A 22,449-nucleotide genomic window follows, 5' to 3' on the forward strand; every position below is an offset into this window, starting at 1 on the left:
GGTCGATGTTCTCGCTCAAGAGTGCTCCTTAAAAGTCGAAGTCGGTGGTGAATGAGCGCTTGAGCGTGTAGGGTGCGCTCTTGTACTTCTTCCACTCGCCGGTGTCGCCGATCGGTTCGGAGAGCCGGAACTCTACGCCCTGGTTATTAGCCTCATCAGCATCCTTGCTCAGCAGCAGGCGGACGCTCTGGAACCGATCACGCCCTTCGGCGCTCCCGGCATCGAAGAGCAGCTCAGGTTCGTTGGAGATCAACTGATTACCGAAGTAGATACCTGCACGCAGCTTCCTCGCCGTGCGCTGATCGGTGACAGCGCTTTGCTGATAGAGCTTGACCACGATCTGACCGGTCGTGATCTTGTCGGACTCCGGGTGGATGTCGACATTCACAGACTCGACGGTGTCGGAACGTCCCTTGTTGATCAAGATGACCGGCACCACGATCTCCTGCAGCGACGCACCCCCGTGGACGAACTGGAACCCGGCACCCGGCTTGACGATCCGGCAGATCGAGTTTGGGATCTGAACTTCCAGATGGCTCGATAGTCCTAGCTGCTCGGGCAGGAACCGGCGGAATGCATCGTCTTCCTTCAACCCGCGGCCGAGAACATATCGACGATTCTCGACTACGACCTTATCGCCCTGCGGCTTCACGGTCAGATTGAATTGGGGCGCGAGCTTCGACTCCTGGTACAAGAAGCCGTGGTCCGCAGTGACGAGGATATTCGTCGCGTTCGCACTCGCCAGCTTCTTAACGACGTCGACGAGTTCATCGATCGCATCAGCCGCAGCCTTGAACGTGCGGTGCTCCGACACCGCCTTGTCACCGGTCGCGTCGATGGTGTCGTGATAGACGTACAGCACCTGATGCGCCGCGTAAAGATCACGCCGCTCCGCAGGCTTCATCTTCAAGAAATCTGTGACCTGGATTGCGGTGCCACCGACGGACGCGAGGATCTTCGAGCGGTTCGCGGTGCCATTGGAAAGCTGGCCGTCGACGAGCACCGGGTCGCCGTTCTCGGAGTGCGCGAGTGTCTTGTGTGGGAGCAGCGCCGCCATCCCTAGCTGAGTGTAACTGGGCAATACGCCAAGAATGGCCTCGATCTTAGCGTCGTACTTGTTCTCTCTGCGGATCTTGGAAGTCAGCTCATCGGCAACCTCGTAGCGCAACGCGTCAGAGATGACGACGACGGCCTTCTTGCGTCCACCTCGCACCTGTGGGGCGATGTAGTGGTCGTAGAAAGAACTCTGCGAAGTAATCGCGAGCGTCTTCCACGTCTCGACTTGGTCGACCTGCTGTTGCCAGCTGATCCCGAGCCTAGAGAGGAAATCTGTGACATAGGCATTCTCCACTTGCTCGTTCAGCGCTTCCAACGGTTGTGTGAACTCCGCGGTCTGCGACGCGAGAGTGTACTGCCGGTAGAGCTGGTCGATGCGGAAGAGATCATCGCGATAGCGGCTGAATCCATCTTCGAAACTCAACACATCGATCCGGGCAGAACGGATAGCCGGGATCAGCTCGGCCGCCGCCCCAAGCGCCACGTATAGCGTGGCGTAGTCGTCGAACCAGACACTGTCCCGGCGACGGGTGCGGATCGTGTCTGCGATGTCGCGCACCGAGATCGTTTGGGAGGCAATGCCGTCGATCAGACGCCGGATGATCTCCTTCTCGCCAGCATCGAAGATGTCTGTGGCCATGAGTACAGCAAGCGACGCGTCCGTAGCCTGCTCGACGTAGTCCAAGTCAGTTTCGGCCTGACGCGCGAGCTTCTTCAGCGCGGCCAGGCTCTGGCGGTCGTTGCGGAAGCTACGGAAGTCGATCTCAATATTGCGCGCCGCTTTCGAGGTCGTGGCTCCGAACCCGCCCCGGGCTTGCTGGAACATCCACAACACGAACCCGGCCACGCTCGGCGTCTGGGAGTCATAGCCATAGATCTTCGCAGCGCCGGACCAATGGAAGTCTACGAGCTTCTGCGTGGCGAGGGCCTCATAGCCGGCACTGTCACCTTCGGCATGCTGCACCAGGAGCGTCCGAGTCAGTTCAGAGAAGCTGTGCTCCTTCTGTCCGAGCACGACCGCACACATCTTCGCCTGGACCTTGGCGAGATCATCGTCGGCGCGCAACAACGCTGAAAGCTTCGAAACCAGCTTCGCGTCGCCAAAGAATGTCTCACGCCCTGCAATCAGCTCATCGGATCCGGGCGCGTTGAGGCCGAGGTCTGCCCGCACGAGCGCGCCGCGATCTGCGGTGAAGACACCGTAGGCGAGTTCGAGATCGAGCAGCCAGTTGCCCGCCCCCTCAGCAACACGACCGCTGCGATAGATCAGAAACTTTCTGCTCGGCTCGTCGCGCAGCACGCGGTGCTTGACCCCGAACTCGTCGTTCTGGACACGTAGCACCGCTACGCCGGTCGGCGCGTGAGCGTCGACGTCGGTGGCGTAACTGCTGTCGGGATCGTGCCACACCACCAGGCGGTCCTGCTCGAAGCGTGCCACGAGGTGCTCTGAGATCGAAGATGCCGCGCTCACCCCGCCGCCTCCAGCCCGACAATCTTCTTGAGCGCCGGGTAGAACTTGGGGTAGTTCGCCTTCACACCGTCGTTGAGGTCGATCGTGAGTTGCTGGGTTGCCAACGGGTAGAGCACGTCGTGTTCGTAGTCACGAACCTCAGCGATCACCTTGCGCAGCCGGTCGGCTTCCTTCTGGTGCTTTGTGGAGCCCGCGGCACCAGCGTGCTCGGCGTTGGTGAGCGCGACCTCCAATTTGGCTCGGTAATCGCGTAGGTACTCGTTGAGCACCGTCGGGACCGTCGACGGATTGTAACGGTGCATGTAGATCAGCGCGTTGAACGAGCCCTTCGGGCTGGAGAACATCCAGTAGATCGGTCGCTTCTTGTACCGCTGCACATGGTCGTCGTAAAACTTCGACTTGCCCGTCTTCGTGATGAAGTAGTCCCGCAATTTCGGCACGCCGAGCGACTGCTCAATGAAGCTCAGGTTCTCCTCAAAGCGCTCCTCCCCGAACGCAATGCGCAGGAACTGACGGAACCGCTCGACAATGTCGTCCTCGAACCAGCCGTCGTCGACAAACGGGATCACGTTATCGGCATCCGGCGTGAAAGTGACATCACTGGTCGCGCCTGCTGAGACCACCTTTGCGAGGTAGTCCTGGAGCGTCGACCCCTGCTCCGCGAGGATCAGGCCCGGCTTATCCAGGCTATAACGGCCGAATATGCATCCGACGGCGTACGAAACGAAGTCTGCCGCGATGTCCTTGGACTGCAATGCAGCATACTCATGCTTAGACCGGCCTGCCCCGTATCGAAACTCAACATTCCGATTTAGGGAAACGCGATGGAGAGCAGATCCTGTACCTACTTCACCCTTTAATCCATACGCCTGAGCAATGTACTCATTGTTCGCGATCTCCCGTGCCAACTGCTCATCAGAAACAACCGCCATGGCGTCACAGTATGACGTCATGACGTCGGAGTATGACGCCGAAACGCTGTCAATACGGGGGCGCCATACATTAGCCGAGGAAGCCAAAAGCGCGTTGGTCTCGAAGTCCCACGAAACTTCCCCCGAGTCCCAATCAAGTCGCGCCGCAGCCTCCAACTCCGTCACGTTTGAGGCTATGTCGCCCGCCAACGAGTCTGGAACGTCAGGGAATGGGGTCCGCGCGACCTCACCCACGTTGAGGGACAATGTTGGGTTGATCGCTGCATGAATCTCGCGAACGGTTGTTGAATTCAATAGTCCCAGAACGACAGGGAGCTTACTCTTATCATCGGCGAAGCCCGCCGAGCCACGGCCATCGAATAGTTGCCCTCGATCCATAACGCGAAACGCGTTCTCAGAGGAGGTAATGTCCGTCCACGTCAGCCCAGGCTTGAAGATATAGTCCAGATTATAGTTATGCGACCGGACTCGCCCCGTCGCCTCTTCCGCAAAGTTACGCACCTCGTAGCCATCGCGTTCCCAATTCACTACAAATTCAAGGTTTCCGTACCATTTTCTAAATGATCCTCCCTTTTGGTATGGAAACCAACGCGCCCTAGTGGCCTCCGCAGCACGCCTGTCGATGCATCCGTGGGCGATTCGACCGCTAGACACCTCCCACCAGTAACGCAGGAACTGGTCGTTGTTCGCGGTTGAAAGACCCAACCGTGTTGTGAAGATGCGTTGAAGTGGCTCGTACCTAAAGGCTGCACGCATGGCGTCGGAGAGCCAGTAGGCGATCGGCGACCCTGGTGCCTTTGCGAAGTCTTCAGACGACGCTGTGAATCGCCACTCGCAATCGGGATCGTTGATCGCCTTGATAAGACGAAGTCGCTTCTCTTCCTCATTCAGCGTCGTCAGGCGGACGAAAGGTGCCCGCCGTCCCGGCGAGTTAGTCATCGAAAGGACGAATGCTGCGTTTGCTCCGAAGATGTCGGGGTGGTTGGAGACGTCGTGCAGGTGAACAAAACTGTCAAAAGAGTGTCCAGTGAGAATGTCTGATCGCAGGTCCTTGAAACTTCCAATCGACATCCATGTATCGCCAATAATTTTCGCAACGAATCCGCCATGGAGGACAAAGTCCATTGCACGCAGGACGAAACATGCGTAGAGGTCTTGCTTTCCATGGGGATATGCGCCCTTAACAAAGTCAGCGAGACGGCCATCCATATTCTTGCTGCCCATGTATGGCGGGTTAGCGGCGGCCACGGAGTACTTACGGCTCAGGGCTTTGGCCTGTGCGACAGTTTTCCGAGCAAGTTCAAGAGTCCGCGCGTGGATAATGTCGTTGCCACCATTGATTGCTGACAGCACGTCCTCCGCACGCTTAGTCTGCGTAGCATCCGACTGAATGAGCGCCCCCAGCGTGTCAGCATCGCGGAACTGGTTCCAGAACGCCTCCTCCGCGAATCGGTCCCCATCCTTGGTGACGAGGAAATCGAGCTCGGCCGGTCCGAACGAGATCGGCTCTATTACATAGATCTTCGGCTCAGCGTTCTTGTTGAAGAATCGGCGGTCCTTCGCACGTGCCTTCATGGCGAGGGCGAAGGCGGCGAGTGAGCCTGCACGCGGATCGATCTCGGTGCCGTGGAGGTTATGGGTGAGGATCAGGCTCGGGATCTCCGACGGGGCGTAGCCCACTTCTTCATAGATCGCATAGAGCAGGTCGAAGGCGTAAGTGAGAATGTGGCCCGAGCCGCAGGCCGGGTCGATCACGGTTAACTCCTCAGGGCCGCTGATCTCCAGGAACTCAGTTTCCTCGTCGACCGGCGCTATGTAGTAGTCCATCTGGTCAACGAGGCGTGACGCCGGCCGGTTGAGCATCCACAGGTGTCCAAGAGAGTTCTCAACGAGGTAGCGGACAATCCAGTGCGGGGTGAAGAGCTGGGTGGCGGCGGGGATCTCGTCTGGCCCCGCCTTTTTGTTCTTCTTGAATGCGGCGAACACCTCGTCTTTCCGCTCAGAGATGTAGAACTGGTAGAGCCAACCGATCACCTCCACGTCATCACAGACTTCCTCTGTCAACACCTCGCGTGTCAGGGACAGGATCGTGCCGTCCGCTAGTAACCCTGCGGGTACGAGCAACTCAGTGTAGTCGGCCTCCTGCTCAAACATGAACGGCATCGATCGGTGCCAGTAGCGGCAGTATTCGGTCAACAGCAGCGCATAGGCCTCGCCTTCGGCATCGGTGCTCCGGCGTGTGCCATCGAGTAATGCGATGATCGCGTCTGCCGTCCTCTTGTTAATCAGGACGTCGATATTCAGGTTGCCTCGTTTGGCGTCGGTGAGGATCTCCGGCTGGCCATGCGCCTGGCCTTGTGCGGGCGAGACGACACCCGCGTCGGTGTAGCTGCGGGCGTCCATGAAACGCAACGCCACAATTCGGTTAAACCAGGTGTAGGCGACCTTGTCGATCACACGCCTACGACCATGTGCCGTGATCTCAGCTTCGAGCTTCTTCACCGCCTCGGCGCGCTCGCTGCGGGCGACGGATCCGGTCGCGAGAACAGTGGTGGCCTGCGCGTCGACGGCGGCGACAAGATCGCGGCGCGCCTGCATGGCAAAGCGCTCCAGAGGTCTAGTATTCATGTCTTTGTCGTCCTAGAGCGTGATGCGCTTGTTGTCGTGGATTGTCGCGAACAGCGTCGTGCGGAGCTGGTCAAGATAGCTATCGATGTCGGCTTCGGTTTCGAGCACGTGACCGGCGCCGGGCAGCGGCAGCTTGTTGATCGAAACTGTCTGCTTGATTGCGGCAGGCGCTGGCTTCGGTTCAGCGTTATCGGCGGTGTCGGGCGCCTCCATCTCGGGCACCGGAGCAACTCGTGCTGCGTCAAGCTCATCGAGAATCTGTGGGTAAATCGAGTTTGCGAAATGCGAAGCGAAGTTCTTAATCGCAGGAATCTGTGTTTCGTGCAGTACCCGGTCAAGCACTTCGTAAGCGGTACGTGTCACGGACTGTTGCGTCGCCTCGGTTGCAGCACTGTATGCCTGGCTGGCGGGCACCTGATCCCAGCGTGCCTTGATGTCCACCTTGGCGGCAGTGCGGTGCGCCTCGATCACGTCGTCCAGCTGGTCCTGCAAGGCCTTGGTTTCAGCGCCGAGTTGGGTGATTTTACTGCCCCGGAAGATCTGCGGGTCATCAAGGGCGAAGGCGACCTTGTCCGTGGCTTCCGCGGGAAGGTAGGCGATGTTGGACTGATTCGCTTGTATGAACGTCACGGCGGTGTCATAGATGCCCCTCTGGGCACCGTGCAGGAACGCCTTGATCGGGTCAATCACGCTGTCTTTCGCGTCGAGCAGGTCGTCGGCATCGGCAAAGTCGGTGACGAACCACTCGGCCTTGTTGCTGCACAGTTCGTCGAGTATCCGGATCGGCTCGTCGATCTGATTGATAAACGGGTACCGGGAGCCGGTGCGCAGAGCTTTTAGTTCAGCGAGTTTCGCGTCGAGATGCTCCTTGCCAGCGCGTGCAAGCTCCAGCGGGTCCTTGGGGATCGCGCCGTCGTCAGTGAACTCGATGACGAACTTCCGGAACGCACCCACCACCTTCGTGTCGAACACTCGCTGAAGGGCGATGACCATGTTCGGGTAGCTCTGCGTGTTGCGCAACGCGGTGGTGATCTCGGTGCGCGCGAGCACCTTGCCGTTGAGCTGGATCTCGACCTTCGACTGACTTGCGAGGTAACCGACCACGGCAGCGATCGACCACTGGCCCCAGCCATACGGTTTGGTCGTGTACCTCTCGATGAGGTGCTTCATCGTCACCTGCACGTGGCGCTTACCGCTCATCTCCAGGTGAGCGAGGACATCATCCCCGGGCACTGCCAAGATGCTGGCGGTCTCGTCGAACAGGCCACCCTCAAGCGGGTTCACGAACGTGGACAGCTGCTGCTCGGTGAAGCTCTTGCTTCCCAACAGGGTGAGATTCGCGTAAGTCGCCGCGATGACCTTCTGGAAACCATCATTGATCCGAGTCACCGCGTCGGCCGAGGCGAGATCAAGGATGCCTGCGTTGTGAATCAGGGTCGAGCGGCCGACCGCGGTGCGGAGGCGTTCGACGATCTCCTTCTCCCGCTCGGCGTTCTGGGTGCCCTTAGTTTGCAGGATCGTCTGCTCGATTGGGGTACGGCTGGCGCCCTGGGCGCGCTTGACGTACTTCTCGGTCTTCAGCAGGAGACGCAGGTCGGCGAGGATCCGGTCAGTCTCGGGCGGGAGCACGACGCGAAGTTCATCGAGACCGGCACTATGGGCCTTAATCTGCTCCGTGCTGAATTCGGTCTCGGGGCTGGTGAAGTGCAGGGCGAGCTCGTGCTGCTTGCTCATCGCCTGCCCGTCGAGTTTGAACCCGACCGGGAAATTCTGGCCGTTCTTGCCGTAGACGACCTTGGTCGCTTTGATGACCGAGCCGGTGAGCAGGTCGGAGAGCTTCTTGGAGACCTCGGAATTGTCGATGTCGACGTTCTTGATCTCCTGCTCGATTTTCTGCTCTTCGTTGGTGAGGTAGTCGTAGATGTCGCCGTTGCGCTGGATATAGGTCTGCGCTTCCAGCGCGGCAAGGGCCTCGTTGACGTCCTTGCCGAGCTGCGTAAGGTCGGTACCGAAATTGTCGTAAACCAGTACGGTGAGGTTGCGCGGCGTCGCCTTGAAGGCATCCACGTACTTGACCAGGAAGAGGGCCTTGAGGAGGCGAATGGCAAGCGGCGGCAGCGACGGACTGCGTTCCGCGTCGTTGATTGCGCGCTGGTTCGCTGACTTCAGCGAGGCACGGATGCCTTCAAACATCTGGTCGAATGAGGCGAGCTGGCCGAGCGGCTTGTCGGCCAACGCGCGGGCAACTTCCTGCACGACACCGAGCATGGAACGCTCACCGACCGAGCTGTTGCGCCCCTCGAATATGTAGTGGTCGCTGATGCCCTCGATGGCGGACTGGAACAGCGGGAACTGATAACTCACGAACGGGTACGTGCCAGCGAAATGGGATTTATCACGGTAGTTCGGATAGTGGCGGCCCTCGACGAAGTCGAAGAGGGTCTTGAAGTTCGCGTGCTCAGTCGCGTAGATCGCCGCCAGATCGGTTTTGGCAGCATCTGTCTTGTCCAGCAGGCGCTTACGGATGACCTCTTCAACGTCCTGGCTGGTGAGCTTGATCCGGTTTGTGAAACGGGCCTGAATTTTGGAAAAGTCGTTCGCCTGCGACTTCGTGCGATCACCGCCGACCTTCTCCATGTCTTCCTGAGAGGTGACAAAGATCCATGCCCTCCCCTTGCACTTGGTGGCCAGGGATTCGGCGATGGTCTGGAGATTCAGCATGAGCTGGGTGTTTGTCCCGATGAACTGGCCGACCTCGTCGACGAAAAAGTTCAGGCGGAAGCCGCCGACTTGCTGGTCCAACCAGACTGCGACCTCGTCGGCGAAGTCCTCGATCGAGACCGAATAGCTGGTGCTGTATTGACGGATGATGCCGGAACTCTCGGTGCCGTTGACCTCGGCGAAGGCCTGATCGATGTGCCCGGCTTCGAGTGCAGCCTGCTCTCGTCCCTGCGTCCACGCGATACCGGCGATGCGTTCGAATGCGGCCTTGAAATCATTGTACTGCCCGCGGCTGTCGAGGTCGCGTTCGAAGCGGGCAATGTGGCCCTGGTTGCCGTAGTATCCGCGGGATTCGTCGAAGATCTTCACGAACACTTTGAGGAGGGCGTCATTCTGATCTTTCGAGATCAGCGTGGCCTTTTGGTCGATGTTGAACAGCAGGCTCTTCGCGGCGATGCGTTCAGCCTTTTCGATCAGCGCAGGCAGGAACGCGTCGTCGGCCTTGGCACGGAAGTACTCCGAAACCTTGGCACGCGGATAGTCATGGCCGTCGATGTCGCCCAGCAAGTGGGCGAGCATCTTCAACAGATGTGACTTACCGGACCCGAAAAAGCCCGAGATCCAGACCCCGTTGGCGTTCGTGTAGTTCGTGTAGGCCTCCAACACATGTTCGAGGCCCTGGGCAGCCTCGTTCGTGAGGACGTACTCCTCGACCTCGGTGGCGAGATGGGAGGTGTCATCGGCTTTGATGACGCCCTCGATGGCCCGGCTGATCGGCTTGGCGAAGATTTCATTGATTGTGGTCATGCTTATGCTTCCTGTTCCAGAATGTCCTTGGCCCGGTAGTAGCTATCACTGGCGCTGAGGTTCAGCGCGCGCAACTGGTGACCACTGGTGTGAGTGAACTCGTACGTCCCCGGGAACCACGCGAGCATCGGACGGCCCGTCACGACGCTTTGCAGGTTCTCCAACACCGTGTGGGTGCGGATAAAGGGGAACACCTCGCCGATTCCATTGAGGAAGACCATGTCGCTCGGCTCAGCGTCGAGACGGGCGCGGATCGCGGGTGCGAGGTGATCATGCGGGTCCAGCATGCCCTGCAATGTCTCCCGGAAATCGGCCTTGTCCATGCCCGGTTCCAAGGCCAAGACGCGATCCCACACCCCACGTTTCCTGAGTAGCTCGACGGCAAGGTCGTAGAGGTTAACCTCCATGACGTTCAATCCGTCATCGCTACGAAGTTTCGTGATGATGCGGTCGCGGAGGCCGTCGACCTCAGGCGCCCATGCGGGCGGGTAGTGATAGATGAAGAACGGCACCTCCTTGGATAGGCCCTCCATCTTCAAGAACCGCGCACTGCGCAGCACCTCGTAGACGTGCTTCTCATCGCTTGTGAGGCTTCGCTTGCTCGTACTCATCGCATCGACTCCAGAGGCAGAGTGGTGGGGAAAAATCGGATGTCGCTCGGGCCGCGTGTAGCAAGGGCTTCGTGGACCCGCGCTGAGAGCACCGCCGGAACGATGGCGCCTTCTTCGGTGCGGAAGCACGCTTCATGCAGCATCCGAAAGACACACTGCCGGAGCTTGGCCCGCGTTGAGGGCTTCAACTCGTCAAGCTCGGGGTGCCACAAGCTCTTACCCGCCATGAACCGCTCAAAGTCCTCGGTGCCGAGCGTCGGGGTCATCAGGAGGAACCGCTCGCGGACGACCTCTTCCGCGAAGTCACCAATCAGTTCGTAACGACGGCATGCGGCGGCCCACATCAAGTGACAGCGCTCGGTGAGACTCGACTCTGCCAGGAGTTCAAGTTCCGAATCGTCGAAGACGCCCAGCCGCTGGATCGTCTCCCGAGTCACGCGAACACTCGACGAAGTCGTACGCGCCTGGAGCAGGTTCTGCTCAGTGACTGCACGACGTACCGTCACCCAGTCGCGCGAGCGTAGATACTCGCCGACGATCACGTCTGCCTCGCGCACTAGGAGTCCCCCGCTGGTGAACGATAGTGCATAGCGATCGTGTGAGTAGATGCTTGTGGGCACGTGGCCTCCTTTCGGGAATTAGGCAGTAGGTCAGAATATATGGGCTGACCAACATCAACGTGGGGCGAGTTCGAATGGGACAGCCAATCAGTCGTGGCCTAGTCGCGATGCTTCGGCGCCACCATCGCGGACCCAATCGTCGATCTCGCTGGCTTGGAATTTCCATAGGCGCCCGATCTTATGCGCGGGCATGCCTTTGTCGGCGATCCAGGAATAGACAGTGTCCTTAGTGATGCCGAGGTGCACAGCGATGTCGTCAGCAGAGAGCCAAGGCTCGGGCATGTCGGTCCTCTCAGTACTTTGCGGCGTCGGCGGCCGCCCCCTGATACTACCTGAGAGCCCTCTTTTGACCCGGTTTGTCCGGGCCTGTTCGGGTAACACCTTTCTTCAAGGGAGGGGTAAGGCTTAGATCGGTCTCTTTCGGATCGAGATCAGAAGGTGCGCCACGTCCCATACGCTTAGCTTCGGACTCGGGGGCATAGCCGCTCCTGTCGATATCGCGGAAGACCTGTGGATCGCACTGGGGTGGGGTGTTCGGACCGGACGGCGGCGATAGCTGCGCCGGTACTGGATGGACCGCCACGGAGATCTGGTGGGCGACCAGATCGAGGGTCTCCCGACCCGGCAGTCTCTTGACGCGGTAGGCCTGGGCCTCCCTATTCTTCGGCGAGCTCGGCTTCCTCCCGTAGTGCCGCAGCGAGCGTGAGCTTCCGTTGGTAGCGTGCCTGCATCACCCGGCTGGCTGCCGGGCCGTCAGCGAAGCTGAACTCTCCCGGGGTGAGCTCGCGTCCGGATTTTCGATCAACGATCACCGGGTCTACTTCATCCCCGGTCCCCGTGTCCACCAGAATCATGGCGCGCTTCTCGGGGTCCAACCTCGAATTTCCCCAGGCAGCCATAGCGACCAGTACTGGACGCAGGGAGCGGCCCAAATCGGTCAGCACATACTCATAGCGCGGCGGATGCAGCTCGTACTGGCGACGTTCCAACACCCCGCCAGCCACGAGGTCCTTCAGCCGTGATGACAGCAGGCTGGACGAGATCTGTAGATTCTCCTGAAACTGGTCGAAGCGTGTGAACCCGTCAAAGACGTCGTGCAGGATCAGCACAGTCCACCATTCACCAACCAGACCTACCGTCGTCGACAGCGGGCACTCCCGATCTTCCAAACGAATCTTCGCGGCCATGGCCAACTCCTCCAAGTCAGTGCTAGATTAGCAGTCACTACTCACTTCTATTTTAGAAGTTACTTACAATAATCACCCACACGAAGGATTCTCATGACTTACCTGCCAGCTTCAGACTCGATTAATGACACCGAGACCGCACAGGATCAACTTCCCGCGGCCATCCGCACCTACCTGGACCCCTCGACTGGTGCCGCGGGAATCAGTGCCTTCAAAGACGACGCAGTGGTGACCGACAACGGAACACACTATGCGGGCCGTGAGGACCTCCTGAGGTTCCTGACCACCACGACCACTGAGTTCGAGTTCACCACCACGTTCCTCCGAGCGGAGAGCCATGGAGACCGCCACGTCGTTTGGAACCGGTTGGAGGGGAACTTCCCCGGCGGAACCGTCGACCTGAAGTACACCTTCAATCTGGAGGACGGGCTGATCCGCACGCTGGATATTACGGCTTAGGGGAGCCAACACCACGACGGGAGCGAAGCAGGCCGCGGTCCCGCCAGGCTCCGGTGGACCACAGGGCCAACGCGACCAGGAGCGGCTGAAAGAAGAGTCTCGTGAAGCGGGCGGAATCGGTATCCAAACCGAAGGCGTCGACACCGTCGACGTACTGGCCAATATTGCCCGGGAAGACCGCTACGAAAAACGCGGCCACGGTCCAACCGACGTGGACGCGCCAGCGCGGGAGGAAGACGAGCGCTGCGCCCAGAACCACCTCGACGATGCCTGACGCCACGACGACAAAGTCGGTATCGAGCGGCATCCACGCAGGAACTTGGGCGGCGAATTCTTCACGGGCAAAGAACAGGTGAGCCGTCCCGGTAAAGAGCAGGAAAGCGCCCAGCACAATGCGGGAAATAGTCCGGAGCGGGGACAGCGCAGGAAGGTCAGTCACGTGGGGAAGCCTAACAGCGGCGCCTGAAGACCGAGGCCCCTAGGCGCCGCGCTACCGATGCCAGTTACGGAGCGCCCGGAAGTGACTCGCAGACGATGCCGTCTTTGTCCTGGTCGAGTCGGGCAACATCGCCGTAGTAGGGGAAGTACTTCTCGTACCAGTTCTGGGCTTCCCGCCAGGTGCTGAAGTCACCACAGTTCTTGGTGTCTCCCGGGTTAGCCGGCTTGGGAGGCGGTGTCGGCTTAGGAGTGGGCTTGGGGGTCGGTTTCGGTGCGGGCGTCGGCGCTGGCGTCGGTTTCGGCGCCGGGCTCATGACGATGGGAGCTGGCTGAGTAACTGCGGCGGGCTGACCGCCGCAGTAGTTCAGCACACCGGCCATCGCGTCGCGCTCCGCCTGGGTGACCCACAGGCCGTGAATGGCCTTGGCCGAGATCTGCCGTGAAACGTAGGTGCAGCGGTAGGAGGTGTTCGGCGGCAGCCAGGTGGCGGCGTCGCCGTCGCCCTTTTGGCCGTTAGTCGGGCCGTCGGTGGCCTGGAGGTTCAGCGGATCGTTGGCGAACATCAGCCGCTGATCGGCGCTGAGCTGCTGGGCGCCCTTCTGCCAGGCATCGGACAGCGCAACAACATGGTCAATCTGCACCGCCGTGCTGGTGGTGGTTCCCCGTACGAAGTTGATCACCATGCCGGTATAGGGGTCATTCAAGACCCCGGTAGCGACCTGACAGTTGCCGTACGTGTAGGTGATGTTGGTGAGCTGGCGCTTCAGCATGTCGTTGCGGGTGTCGCACCCGTTGTTGTCGGTGTCGAACCAGGTGGGCCCGAACTTGTCACGGTCGTAGCCGGTCTTGGGAGCCCGACCCTTGACCGGGATGGACTGCAGCACCTGGACCGCCGTCGAACCGTAAGCGGCCGGACGGTTCAGCGGAAGCTCGGTCTTGGTCCGATACATGAAGGCCGCCATGGCATCACGTTTGACCGGCTGCAGGGGCAGGAAGCGGCCATCCGACCAGCCGGTGGAGATTCCGGTGTTCGCGAGCCAGCTGATCTCCTTGTAGAACATGTTGGCCGTGGGCACATCGCGGAACGCGCTGGACTTGGATGCGGTGAAGGTTGGCTTGACGGAGAACCGGTAGAGGAACGCCGCCATGGCGTCCCTGTTGACCGAGTTGAGTGGCTTGAAGGTCCTGTCGGGGTACCCGGTGGTGATGCCCTGCGACGCGAGCCAGTGGATTTCCTTGTAGAACTGGGTTCCCACCGGCACATCGGTGAACCACGATTGCGATGGGGCCGTGTAGGCGGGCGAGCCAGCGAGCCGGTAGAGGAATGCCGCCATGGCATCCCTCGCGACCGACTGCAGCGGGCGGAACGTGCCATCCGACCATCCCTTTGAGATGCCCTGATCGGCAAGCCAAGTGATCTCCTTATGGAACTGACTGGTCGTTGGAACATCTTTGAAGGTAGTGGCCGCGCTGACTTGGCTGGGTGCCACCAGGGTGCCGGCGCTGATCATCAGCACCGCGAGTATCATGAGGGCAGCTCTGATTGTTTTCACTTGTTCTCCGTGGACTGATAACGCGAATGGATTTAGTACAACGCGATACACAGGTAGAAGAACTTGGACGCCTGGACCCAGCGCATGATGTCCCCCATCTCATGCTCGTTTCTGAAGCATACGGTTCCCCCGGCAATCTCCTTCGAAACTTGGCTCAGCGTTTCGTCAGGATTGCGGAAGGAACCATTCTGAAGGCCATCCCATCGGTAATGCTGAACCAGGGACACTTGAAACTACGGGAAAGCAGTGCCATGGGGGCGATGGATCGTGAATGGTTCTATAAGGACAAGGACACCAAACCGGTCCGCCGGCCTGCGTCCGCGCCGAGAATCGGATCCGGTGTGCAGCGGTCTCCCTCGGGCCGGGTCCCCCTGTGGGCGCTTGAAGAATCCCTGAACGGACAGCTCACCGAATATGGGCACGGTCGGAAGACGCACAGTCGTAAACCGAAACGCGTCCGCCAGCCACGAGGTCGACGATCCGGCCGCGGACTGAGACTGGGCACGGTTGGAGTCATTGCCCTGGTGGTGGGGCTGTACCTGACTCCGACCATCTTCGACCGGTACATCTTCGCCGCGGCCCTCCCCTATTTGCCCGGGTCCCCCGTACCGCCTCACGGTGTCGATGCCTCGGATGTCCCGTTGGGCCTGCCACCGGCGAGTAACGGGTCTACGTCCTTCGTACTGCAGGAGTCACCCGACGATTCACAGGACTATGTGGCGTACGACCCCTGCCGACCCGTCGACTACGTGGTGCGGCCGGACTTCGCACCACCTGGCACGGACGGGCTGATTGAGGAAGCCGTCGCCGAAATATCGGCCGCCACCGGACTGACCTTTGCCTATAGGGGAATCACCTCAGAGGCGCCCAGCGAGAACCGGGACACCTACCAGCCGGATCGCTACGGCAAGCGGTGGGCACCCATCCTCATCTCGTGGACCAGCCCGGCGGAGATCCCGGGGCTGGAGGGAGACGTCGCTGGTCTCGGGGGCAGCCTTTACGCGCATACTCCTGGCAAGCCGTTCGTTTACGTTGCCGGTCAGGTCCAGCTCGACGCTCCCGCGCTCACCGAGAACCTTCAGTACCCGGCGGGCCGAGACCAGGTGAGGGCTGTCATTGTGCACGAGCTGGCTCACGTCGTCGGGCTCGATCATGTCGATGATCCCAGCCAGCTGATGTACGAGGAGAACAACGGGCTGACCGCTCTTGGCGACGGCGACCGGGCTGGGCTCGCACTGCTCGGCGCCGGGCCCTGCGTCTCGCAGCTTTAGAAGCTACGGGACGCAGGGGCTAACCAAGAATTACCGCCCAGTGTTTACGAACTTGATGCATTGTCCCTGGTTCGAAAAGCCTGGGCTCAGTGTCTTCCAGCCGTCGTTTTTGCAATCTTCGGCGGACTGCGGCGCCACGAAGGTGTCGCCGTCACGCTGGTCCCATGCGGTCATGAAGTTATTAGCTGTGCTCAGCGCCGCCATGCCGGGGTAGCGGTCAGGGGCCGTGTTCCCGAAAACCACAAAACCCCACTCACTCGGCTGCGCCTCATCACCGGACCGGTTGTTGATGAACTGGAAGTTGGCGTTGTCGATGAGGAAGTCACCCTTCGTGTTGTAGAGGGTGTTGTCCGCGATAGTTCCGGTGCCGTTCGGGTTCAGGTAGGCGCCGCTTCGCAGTGTGTGAATGGTGTTGCCGGTCAGCGCGAATCCACTAATGCTGCCCTGCGTCACTATCCCCCGATTGCCCACCCAGCTGCTCATCGGCAGGGGCTGGGCCGGACCGTAGATCACGTTGTCACTGACGGTGACGTCAGACGCGCCGACCTGAATAAACTCCCTGGCAACCGGGGCATTGCTGGTGATGGTGAGGTTGGACAGGGAGGATCCGGCTCCCGACATCAGGAAGGTAATCGCTGTGCCGGTCTGGGTGACCGTAGCGTCGTCCGATCCGGTGACCGTGACGTCTTTGTTGACCGTGGTGGTCCCGGATGTAGCCAGTGCTCCGGAGATTTGGATGGTGTCGCCAGCAGAGGCGGCATTGACGGCAGCTTGGATGGTTGAGTAGTCGCAGCCAGCCTCACAGACGGTGTGCACCGTCGCAGCAGAAGCGGCCGGTGCGCCTAATGCAGCTCCAGCCAGGGCAGCAGTGATCAGGGCAGTTAACAGTGGTTTTTTCACAGGGTCCCCCATAGGCGCGCAGGATTCGAATGCTGGACGGAGCATCCGGTTACCCGACGGTCTGAGGCGCGCTTTCTGCAGGTTCGGGTATCCAGGTAGCGCAATCGTAGGTCACGATTGTGACTTAGGCCACTAAAATGCATTAGAAGCCCGAAAAGAGCGAAGACGACACACACTGAAAACAGCGATGGCCGGGAGACTCGGATACACATCCGAACCGCCCGGCCACCGGTGAAAGGACTCGCTAGGTCAGCCGAGGATCGCGTTGGCGATGAACAGCAGCGGGATCGAACCGAGCCAGACCGCCGTCGTGATGCCGGACCAGCCCTTGAGGGCAGCAATGCCGTCAAGACCGGCAAAGCGGGTGACAACCCAGAAGTAGGAGTCGTTGAAGTAGCTGAACACCATCGAACCGGCGGTGCAGGCCATAGCCGCAACGATGGGGTCGATACCCAGTGTGGTCACCAGTGGCGCGGTGACCGATGCTGCGGTGATCATAGCGACCGTGCCCGAACCCTGTGCAATTCGAACGAGGGTGGCCACCAGGAAAGGCACCAGGAATGCTGGCAACGGAGTACCGGCAATAGCCTCAGCGAGGGCGTCGCCCACACCCGAGCTCCGCAGCACCTGACCGAGGGCTCCACCGGCACCGGTGATGAGAAGAATCAGACCCGCCGATGCAGCAGCGTCAGCGAACCAGCCCTGCACCTTGTTGCGCGGGGTCCAGCGAGGCAGCAGCACGTAGACAGCCAGGATGACACCGATGACCAGGGCGACGACCGGGTTACCAATGAACGCCAGCGGGGCGGCCCAGGACGACGGCGTGTACTCGCCGGTTCCCACCACACCCTGGTTCTCCTGGTCAATCGCACCACTGACGGTGTTCATGATGATGAGGAGCAGCGGCACCAGCAGCGGCAGCGACGCCACAAAGGCGCCCACCTTGTGCGGCTTGGCACCGGCGGGAGGGGCACCGAGGGTGTTGTTGTCGACCTCAAGATCGGACCCGTCGCTGTCATCAGCGCCGCCGTCGTGATCGGCAACGGCAGTGCCGCCGCTACGACGTCCAGCGTTGGCGTGCACGGTGCCGTAAACGGCTTCGCGGACTTCCTCGTTCATGGCTGGTTCGATCTTCGGTCCGATCCACTTTGCGTAGAAGATGACGATCGGCAAAAGCAGGACGGTGAAGGCGAGACCCGCGAGGATCAGCGCACCCAGGTCGGCGCCGAGGATACCGGCGACGGCCAACGGGCCGGGCGTCGGTGGCACCAGGTGGTGGGTCAGGGTCATACCGCAACCGAGCGCCAGCGCGAGGGTGATGTACCCGGCGCGCTTCACTCGTGCGATGGAACGGGCGAGCGGGTTCATGATGACGTAGCCGGAGTCGCAGAACACCGGGATGGACACGAGTGCGCCCACGCTACCCAGCGCCCACGGCTCACGGCCCTTGCCGAAGAGTTTCAGGAAAGCCAGCGCCAACGAGTTGGCGGCTCCCGAGACTTCGAGGATCTTGCCGATCGCGACGCCCAGGCCGATCACAATACCGATCGACGCCAGGGTGTTGCCGAATCCAGTCGTAATCGATGACACGATGTCCAGCGGCGCCTGCCCGGCAACCAGGCCGGTCACCAGCGCGGCAATCAAGAGTGCTACAAACGCATCGAGCCGGGTCCTCAACACCAAAACAATAATGGTGGCGATACCCAGAACAAGCGCCAAAAGAAGTTGTATATCCACGTACTGCTCCTTGGTCACTGAGCAGGCCTCGTTGCCATCTCAGGGGGTTCACACCGGCCTGGTCGGTACTTTGACGGGCACTGTGCTGGGTGTCACACTAGCAGAAGACATATGACATCTGACAAGTGCCAGTGACGAATACCCAGTGATGAAAGTGCGGTCTCGTGATACTCGAAGAAGAGTTGCTCAACGGCTACCCAGCTGCCCAGGCCATCGCGCCGGAGGTGATCGCCACCGCAGTCAAGGCTTCCGGACGGATCCTCGTGGTGCTCGACGACGACCCCACCGGCACCCAGTCCGTCGCCGATCTGCCCGTCCTCACCTCCTGGGAGCCGAGCGATTTCGCGTGGGCCTTCGCCCAGCGCATCGGCGGCGCACCGGCTCCGGCGGTCTACGTTCTCACCAACACCCGCAGCCTCGACCCGGCGACCACCGCGTCGCGCAACCGGGAGATCGTCGCCAACTCCCTCGACGCCGCCACTGAGGCGGGGGTCACCATCGGGTTCGTCAGCCGCAGCGACTCCACGCTCCGCGGCCACTTCCCGCTCGAGACCGATGTCATCGCCGAGACCCTGCTGGACTCGACCGGCGCGCAGACCGACGGCGTCGTCATGGTTCCCGCCTTTCCCGACGCCGGCCGCGTCACCATCGGCAGCGTCCACTACCTGCGCGGGACCGACGGCGCCCTCACCCCCGTGGCCGAGACCGAGTTCGCGAAGGACGCCACCTTCGGGTTCATCTCCTCGGACCTGGGCGACTACGTGGCGGAGAAGACGGGCGGCTCGGCGAGCGCCGTCATCCGGCTGGACCTCTCGATCATCCGCGGCGGTGCCCAGGGCATCGCTGACGCGCTCATCCACGCGTCCGACGCCGTGCCGATCATCGTCGACGCTGTCACCGAGGATGACCTCCGCGCCCTCGCCCTGGGCCTCGAGGAAGCCGAAAGCCGGGGCAAGAAGCTGCTCTACCGTGTGGGCCCGCCGTTCGTGCGGGCCCGGATCGGGCAGCTGGAGCGGGCGCCGCTGACGGCTGACGAAGTGTTCGCTGGCCTGGACGCCCCTGCGACCGGCGGGCTGATTGTCGTCGGCTCCCACGTGGGACTGACCACCCGCCAGCTCGATGCCCTGGTGGCACGGCGTCCCGAGGCGAAGCTCGTCGAGCTCGACGTGGAAGCCGTCCTGGACCCAGCCCAGCGGGATGCCGGCGTAGCCGAGGCGGTGCGGGCCGTCGTCGACGGTCTCCCCACCGGCGAGGTCATCCTGCACACCAGCCGCACCCTGATCCGGTCCGACGATCCGGAGCAGAGCCTCGACATTGCGCGGACCATCTCGCAGGCAGTGGTCGACGTCGTGCGCTCCACCATCGCGACGGCGCCGGTCCGGTTTGTGATTGCGAAGGGCGGCATTACTTCCTCCGACGTCGCCGCCCACGGGTTGTCCATCCGCCACGCGCTGGTGCGCGGGCCGATGCTGCCCGGCATCGTCTCCCTCTGGCAGCCCGCCGACGGACCGGCGAAGTCCATCCCGTTCGTGGTCTTCGCCGGAAACGTGGGCACCGACGACTCCCTCGCCGACGTCGTGGACATCCTCCGCTCCCCCGCCGCCTCTCCTACAACCGCATCTTCTTCAACGACTGGGACCTCCGATGACTCCTGATACTGGACAGACGGCCGTTGCGGTGCTGGGCCTTGGCGCCATGGGCCTGCCGATGGCCACCCGGCTCGCCGGCGCGTTCGCCGTCACCGGGTTCGACCCGATGCCCGCCTCACGGACCCGGGCCCAAGAGACCGGCCTGACCTGCGCTGCGACGGCCGCCGACGCCGTCGGTGGTGCGGCGATCGTGCTGCTCGCGGTCCGCGACGCCGCTCAGGTGGAGGGTGTCCTCTTCGGCGATGACGGGATTGCCCGCGCACTGACGCCGGGCGCCGTCGTCGTCATGACGAGCACCGTGGGGATGGACGCCGTCGCCTCCTGGACAGAACGGCTCGGTGCACTGGGGGTGGCGCTGGTCGATGCACCCCTGTCCGGCGGCCCGGTGCGGGCGGGCGAGGGTGACCTGCTGATCGTGGTGGGCGCCGATCCGTCGGCCCTGGAGGCCGCGCGACCTGTGCTGGAGCGGCTCTCGTCAACGTTGACCGTGGTCGGGGACAAGGCCGGCGACGGCCAGGCCATGAAGACCGTGAACCAGTTGCTGTGCGGCGTGCACATTGCCGCAGCGGCTGAAGCACTGGCTCTCGCGGACGCGCTCGGGCTGGACCAGCAGTTGGCGTTGGCCGCGCTGGAGACCGGGGCGGCGTCGTCGTTCATGCTCTCCAACCGCGGCCCCCGCATGGTGCAGGGGTACGACGGCGACGCCGACGTGCTCAGCCGGCTCGACATCTTCGTGAAGGACCTCGGCATTGTGGGCAAGGCCGCACGGAGCGCCGGGCTCGCAGCGCCCGTCGCGGCGGCGGCCGAGCAGCTGTTCCTGCTCGGGCAGACCCAGGGCATGGGGACCGCTGACGACTCGGCAGTGATCAAGGTCGTCGCACCCCAGCGGCGCGTTCCGGCTGCCGAAGGGACCACCGGTGACGCGGAAACCGCTCGCTGAGTCGGTGTTCGACGACCTGCTCGAACGGATCATCGACGGCAGGTATCCACCCGGCGCGGCGCTCCCGCCGGAGAACGATCTGGCGGCGTCGTCCGACGTGAGTCGGCTGACGGTGCGGGAGGCGCTGAAGCAGTTGCAGGCACAGAACATCGTGCAGGTGAAGCGCGGCCTGGGCACCTACGTGAATCCTGCCGCGCAGTGGACCAACCTGCAGGCCATCCTGCGGTACGCGTCGACCACAGCCGATTCGCCCGACGTGTCGCTGCGCCTGCTGGAGATCCGCCGGATGGTCGAAACCGGTGCGGCCGAGCTGGCCGCGCTGCACGCCACCGATGAGGACCTCGCCCGGATGGAGGAAGCCAACATCGCGCTGCAGGCGGCCCACGAGGCGAAGGACCTCGACGCCGTGACGGCAACGGACATCGAGTTCCACGAGGCGATCTTCCGGGCGTCGGCGAACCCCTTTGTGCCGGTGATCCTCGGACCGCTGAGCCAGCTGCTGTACACAATGCGGCGGGAGACGTCGTCGTTCCATGAGGTGCAGGAGCACGCCATCGCCCATCACCGGCTGGTGCTGGAAGCCATCCGGACCCGTAACCCCGAGGTGGCGCGCAAGGCGATGCAGGCCCACATCAACCAGACGTACGACGACTACGAACATTTCATTCACCCAGAAAAACAACACCAGGAGATCAAGTGACCTTTCCGACAGAACGCACAGCAGTCCTCACCGGTGCAGCCTCCGCCCGCGGCATCGGCCGCGCGACGGCGGACCGGCTGGCCCGCGACGGCTGGTCCATCGCGATCCTCGACATCGACGGCAGCGCAGCCGAGGAAGCCGCAGCGGACATCGCGCAGCGGCACGGGGTACAGACCGTCGGCGTCGCAGCCGACGTGTCGGACGAGGCGTCAGTGGATGCAGCCATCACCAAGGTCGAGGCCTCGGTGCCCCCGATCCTCGCGCTGGTAAACCTCGCCGGGATCAGCTCCCCCACCGAGTTCATGCAGGAGACCAAGGAAGCCTGGGACCGCGTATTCGCCGTCAACATGACCGGCACCTTCCTGGTCACGCAGCGCGCCCTGCACGGGATGATCGAACGCAAGCTCGGCCGCGTGGTGAGCATTTCCTCCATCTCGGCGCAGCGCGGCGGCGGCACCTACTCGAAGGTCGCCTACAGTGCATCGAAGGCCGGCATCATCGGCTTCACCCGGGCGCTGGCCCGTGAGATGGGCGAGCACGGCATCACGGTCAACGCCGTCGCTCCCGGCCCGGTGGACACCGACATCATGGGCGGCACCCTCACCGAGGAACGCAAGCAGGACATGTCCAAGGACATCCTGATGGGTCGGGTCGGCACTGTTGACGACATCGCCGCCCTGATCTGCTTCCTGGTGGGTCCCGACGCCGGCTACATCACCGCCGCCACCTACGACATCAACGGTGGTCTGCAGATCTCCTAGCCTTCAGG

The 22,449-nt window shown here is 61.8% G+C and carries 17 protein-coding genes; 6 read left to right on the forward strand and 11 right to left on the reverse strand.

What is annotated here, in order from left to right; all coding sequences use genetic code 11:
* Positions 1 to 28: 28 nt before the first annotated feature.
* The 7 genes from pglZ to HMI57_RS08935 all read right to left on the reverse strand — a co-directional run bounded on the left by pglZ (position 29) and on the right by HMI57_RS08935 (position 12,033).
* A complete protein-coding gene (gene pglZ, locus HMI57_RS08905; protein WP_171585595.1) occupies positions 29 to 2,527 on the reverse strand; it encodes a BREX-1 system phosphatase PglZ type A in 2,499 nt (832 codons plus the stop codon).
* The gene (gene pglX, locus HMI57_RS08910) at positions 2,524 to 6,087 is read right to left on the reverse strand and encodes a BREX-1 system adenine-specific DNA-methyltransferase PglX (RefSeq protein WP_171585596.1); all 3,564 of its coding nucleotides are present in this window, start codon (positions 6,085 to 6,087) and stop codon (positions 2,524 to 2,526) included. The genes pglZ and pglX overlap by 4 nt, the downstream gene beginning before the upstream one ends.
* Positions 6,088 to 6,099: 12 nt before the next feature.
* Positions 6,100 to 9,615, reverse strand: a complete 3,516-nt coding sequence (gene brxC / locus HMI57_RS08915) for a BREX system P-loop protein BrxC (RefSeq protein WP_171585597.1) — start codon at positions 9,613 to 9,615, stop codon at positions 6,100 to 6,102.
* Positions 9,616 to 9,617: 2 nt separating this feature from the next.
* Positions 9,618 to 10,226, reverse strand: a complete 609-nt coding sequence (locus HMI57_RS08920; protein ID WP_171585598.1) for a DUF1788 domain-containing protein — start codon at positions 10,224 to 10,226, stop codon at positions 9,618 to 9,620.
* Entirely contained in the window at positions 10,223 to 10,846 is a 624-nt protein-coding gene (locus HMI57_RS08925; RefSeq protein WP_171585599.1) for a BrxA family protein, read from the reverse strand. Before HMI57_RS08925 ends, HMI57_RS08920 begins: the two co-directional genes overlap by 4 nt.
* An 87-nt stretch (positions 10,847 to 10,933) precedes the next feature.
* Complete coding sequence (locus tag HMI57_RS08930) at positions 10,934 to 11,128, reverse strand: helix-turn-helix domain-containing protein (protein ID WP_171585600.1); 195 nt, start codon at positions 11,126 to 11,128, stop codon at positions 10,934 to 10,936.
* 374 nt (positions 11,129 to 11,502) lie between these two features.
* Positions 11,503 to 12,033, reverse strand: coding sequence for a helix-turn-helix domain-containing protein (locus HMI57_RS08935; protein ID WP_171585601.1), 531 nt, complete (start codon positions 12,031 to 12,033; stop codon positions 11,503 to 11,505).
* Positions 12,034 to 12,126: 93 nt separating this feature from the next.
* Between HMI57_RS08935 and HMI57_RS08940 the strand changes: the two genes are divergently transcribed.
* Positions 12,127 to 12,492: a nuclear transport factor 2 family protein gene (locus HMI57_RS08940; RefSeq protein ID WP_171585602.1), complete on the forward strand. Its 366-nt coding sequence runs from the start codon at positions 12,127 to 12,129 to the stop codon at positions 12,490 to 12,492.
* Here HMI57_RS08940 and HMI57_RS08945 read toward each other — a convergent pair.
* Both HMI57_RS08945 and HMI57_RS18840 read right to left on the reverse strand, forming a co-directional pair.
* Positions 12,482 to 12,931, reverse strand: coding sequence for a hypothetical protein (locus HMI57_RS08945; protein WP_346655172.1), 450 nt, complete (start codon positions 12,929 to 12,931; stop codon positions 12,482 to 12,484). The two genes, HMI57_RS08940 and HMI57_RS08945, sit on opposite strands and share 11 nt — an antisense overlap.
* A gap of 64 nt (positions 12,932 to 12,995) precedes the next feature.
* The gene (locus HMI57_RS18840) at positions 12,996 to 14,483 is read right to left on the reverse strand and encodes an S-layer homology domain-containing protein (RefSeq protein ID WP_216607277.1); all 1,488 of its coding nucleotides are present in this window, start codon (positions 14,481 to 14,483) and stop codon (positions 12,996 to 12,998) included.
* Positions 14,484 to 14,734: 251 nt separating this feature from the next.
* On the opposite strand from HMI57_RS18840, the gene HMI57_RS08955 reads away from it, so the two are divergent.
* Entirely contained in the window at positions 14,735 to 15,754 is a 1,020-nt protein-coding gene (locus tag HMI57_RS08955) for a matrixin family metalloprotease (protein WP_228721010.1), read from the forward strand.
* Between the two features lie 30 nt (positions 15,755 to 15,784).
* Here HMI57_RS08955 and HMI57_RS08960 read toward each other — a convergent pair whose 3' ends face one another.
* Both HMI57_RS08960 and HMI57_RS08965 read right to left on the reverse strand, forming a co-directional pair.
* Positions 15,785 to 16,654 carry a right-handed parallel beta-helix repeat-containing protein gene (locus HMI57_RS08960; protein ID WP_171585603.1) on the reverse strand — a complete coding sequence of 290 codons (870 nt, stop codon included), beginning with the start codon at positions 16,652 to 16,654 and terminating at the stop codon, positions 15,785 to 15,787.
* A 249-nt stretch (positions 16,655 to 16,903) separates the two neighbouring features.
* The gene (locus tag HMI57_RS08965; protein WP_171585604.1) at positions 16,904 to 18,391 is read right to left on the reverse strand and encodes an SLC13 family permease; all 1,488 of its coding nucleotides are present in this window, start codon (positions 18,389 to 18,391) and stop codon (positions 16,904 to 16,906) included.
* A gap of 164 nt (positions 18,392 to 18,555) precedes the next feature.
* Between HMI57_RS08965 and HMI57_RS08970 the strand changes: the two genes are divergently transcribed.
* Genes HMI57_RS08970 through fabG form a run of 4 tightly spaced genes read left to right on the forward strand, consistent with a single transcriptional unit; the run spans position 18,556 to position 22,441 of the window.
* Positions 18,556 to 20,046 (forward strand): four-carbon acid sugar kinase family protein, encoded by a 1,491-nt coding sequence (locus HMI57_RS08970; RefSeq protein ID WP_171585605.1) that lies wholly within the window; start codon positions 18,556 to 18,558, stop codon positions 20,044 to 20,046.
* Positions 20,036 to 20,980 carry an NAD(P)-dependent oxidoreductase gene (locus HMI57_RS08975; protein WP_171585606.1) on the forward strand — a complete coding sequence of 315 codons (945 nt, stop codon included), beginning with the start codon at positions 20,036 to 20,038 and terminating at the stop codon, positions 20,978 to 20,980. Before HMI57_RS08970 ends, HMI57_RS08975 begins: the two co-directional genes overlap by 11 nt.
* A complete protein-coding gene (locus tag HMI57_RS08980) occupies positions 20,958 to 21,680 on the forward strand; it encodes an FCD domain-containing protein (protein WP_171585607.1) in 723 nt (240 codons plus the stop codon). Before HMI57_RS08975 ends, HMI57_RS08980 begins: the two co-directional genes overlap by 23 nt.
* Positions 21,677 to 22,441 carry a 3-oxoacyl-ACP reductase FabG gene (gene fabG, locus HMI57_RS08985; protein ID WP_171585608.1) on the forward strand — a complete coding sequence of 255 codons (765 nt, stop codon included), beginning with the start codon at positions 21,677 to 21,679 and terminating at the stop codon, positions 22,439 to 22,441. Before HMI57_RS08980 ends, fabG begins: the two co-directional genes overlap by 4 nt.
* Positions 22,442 to 22,449: the final 8 nt, after the last annotated feature.

It is taken from the genome of Arthrobacter sp. 260 (genome assembly GCF_013116745.1).
In the GTDB taxonomy this organism is placed as follows: domain Bacteria; phylum Actinomycetota; class Actinomycetes; order Actinomycetales; family Micrococcaceae; genus Arthrobacter_D.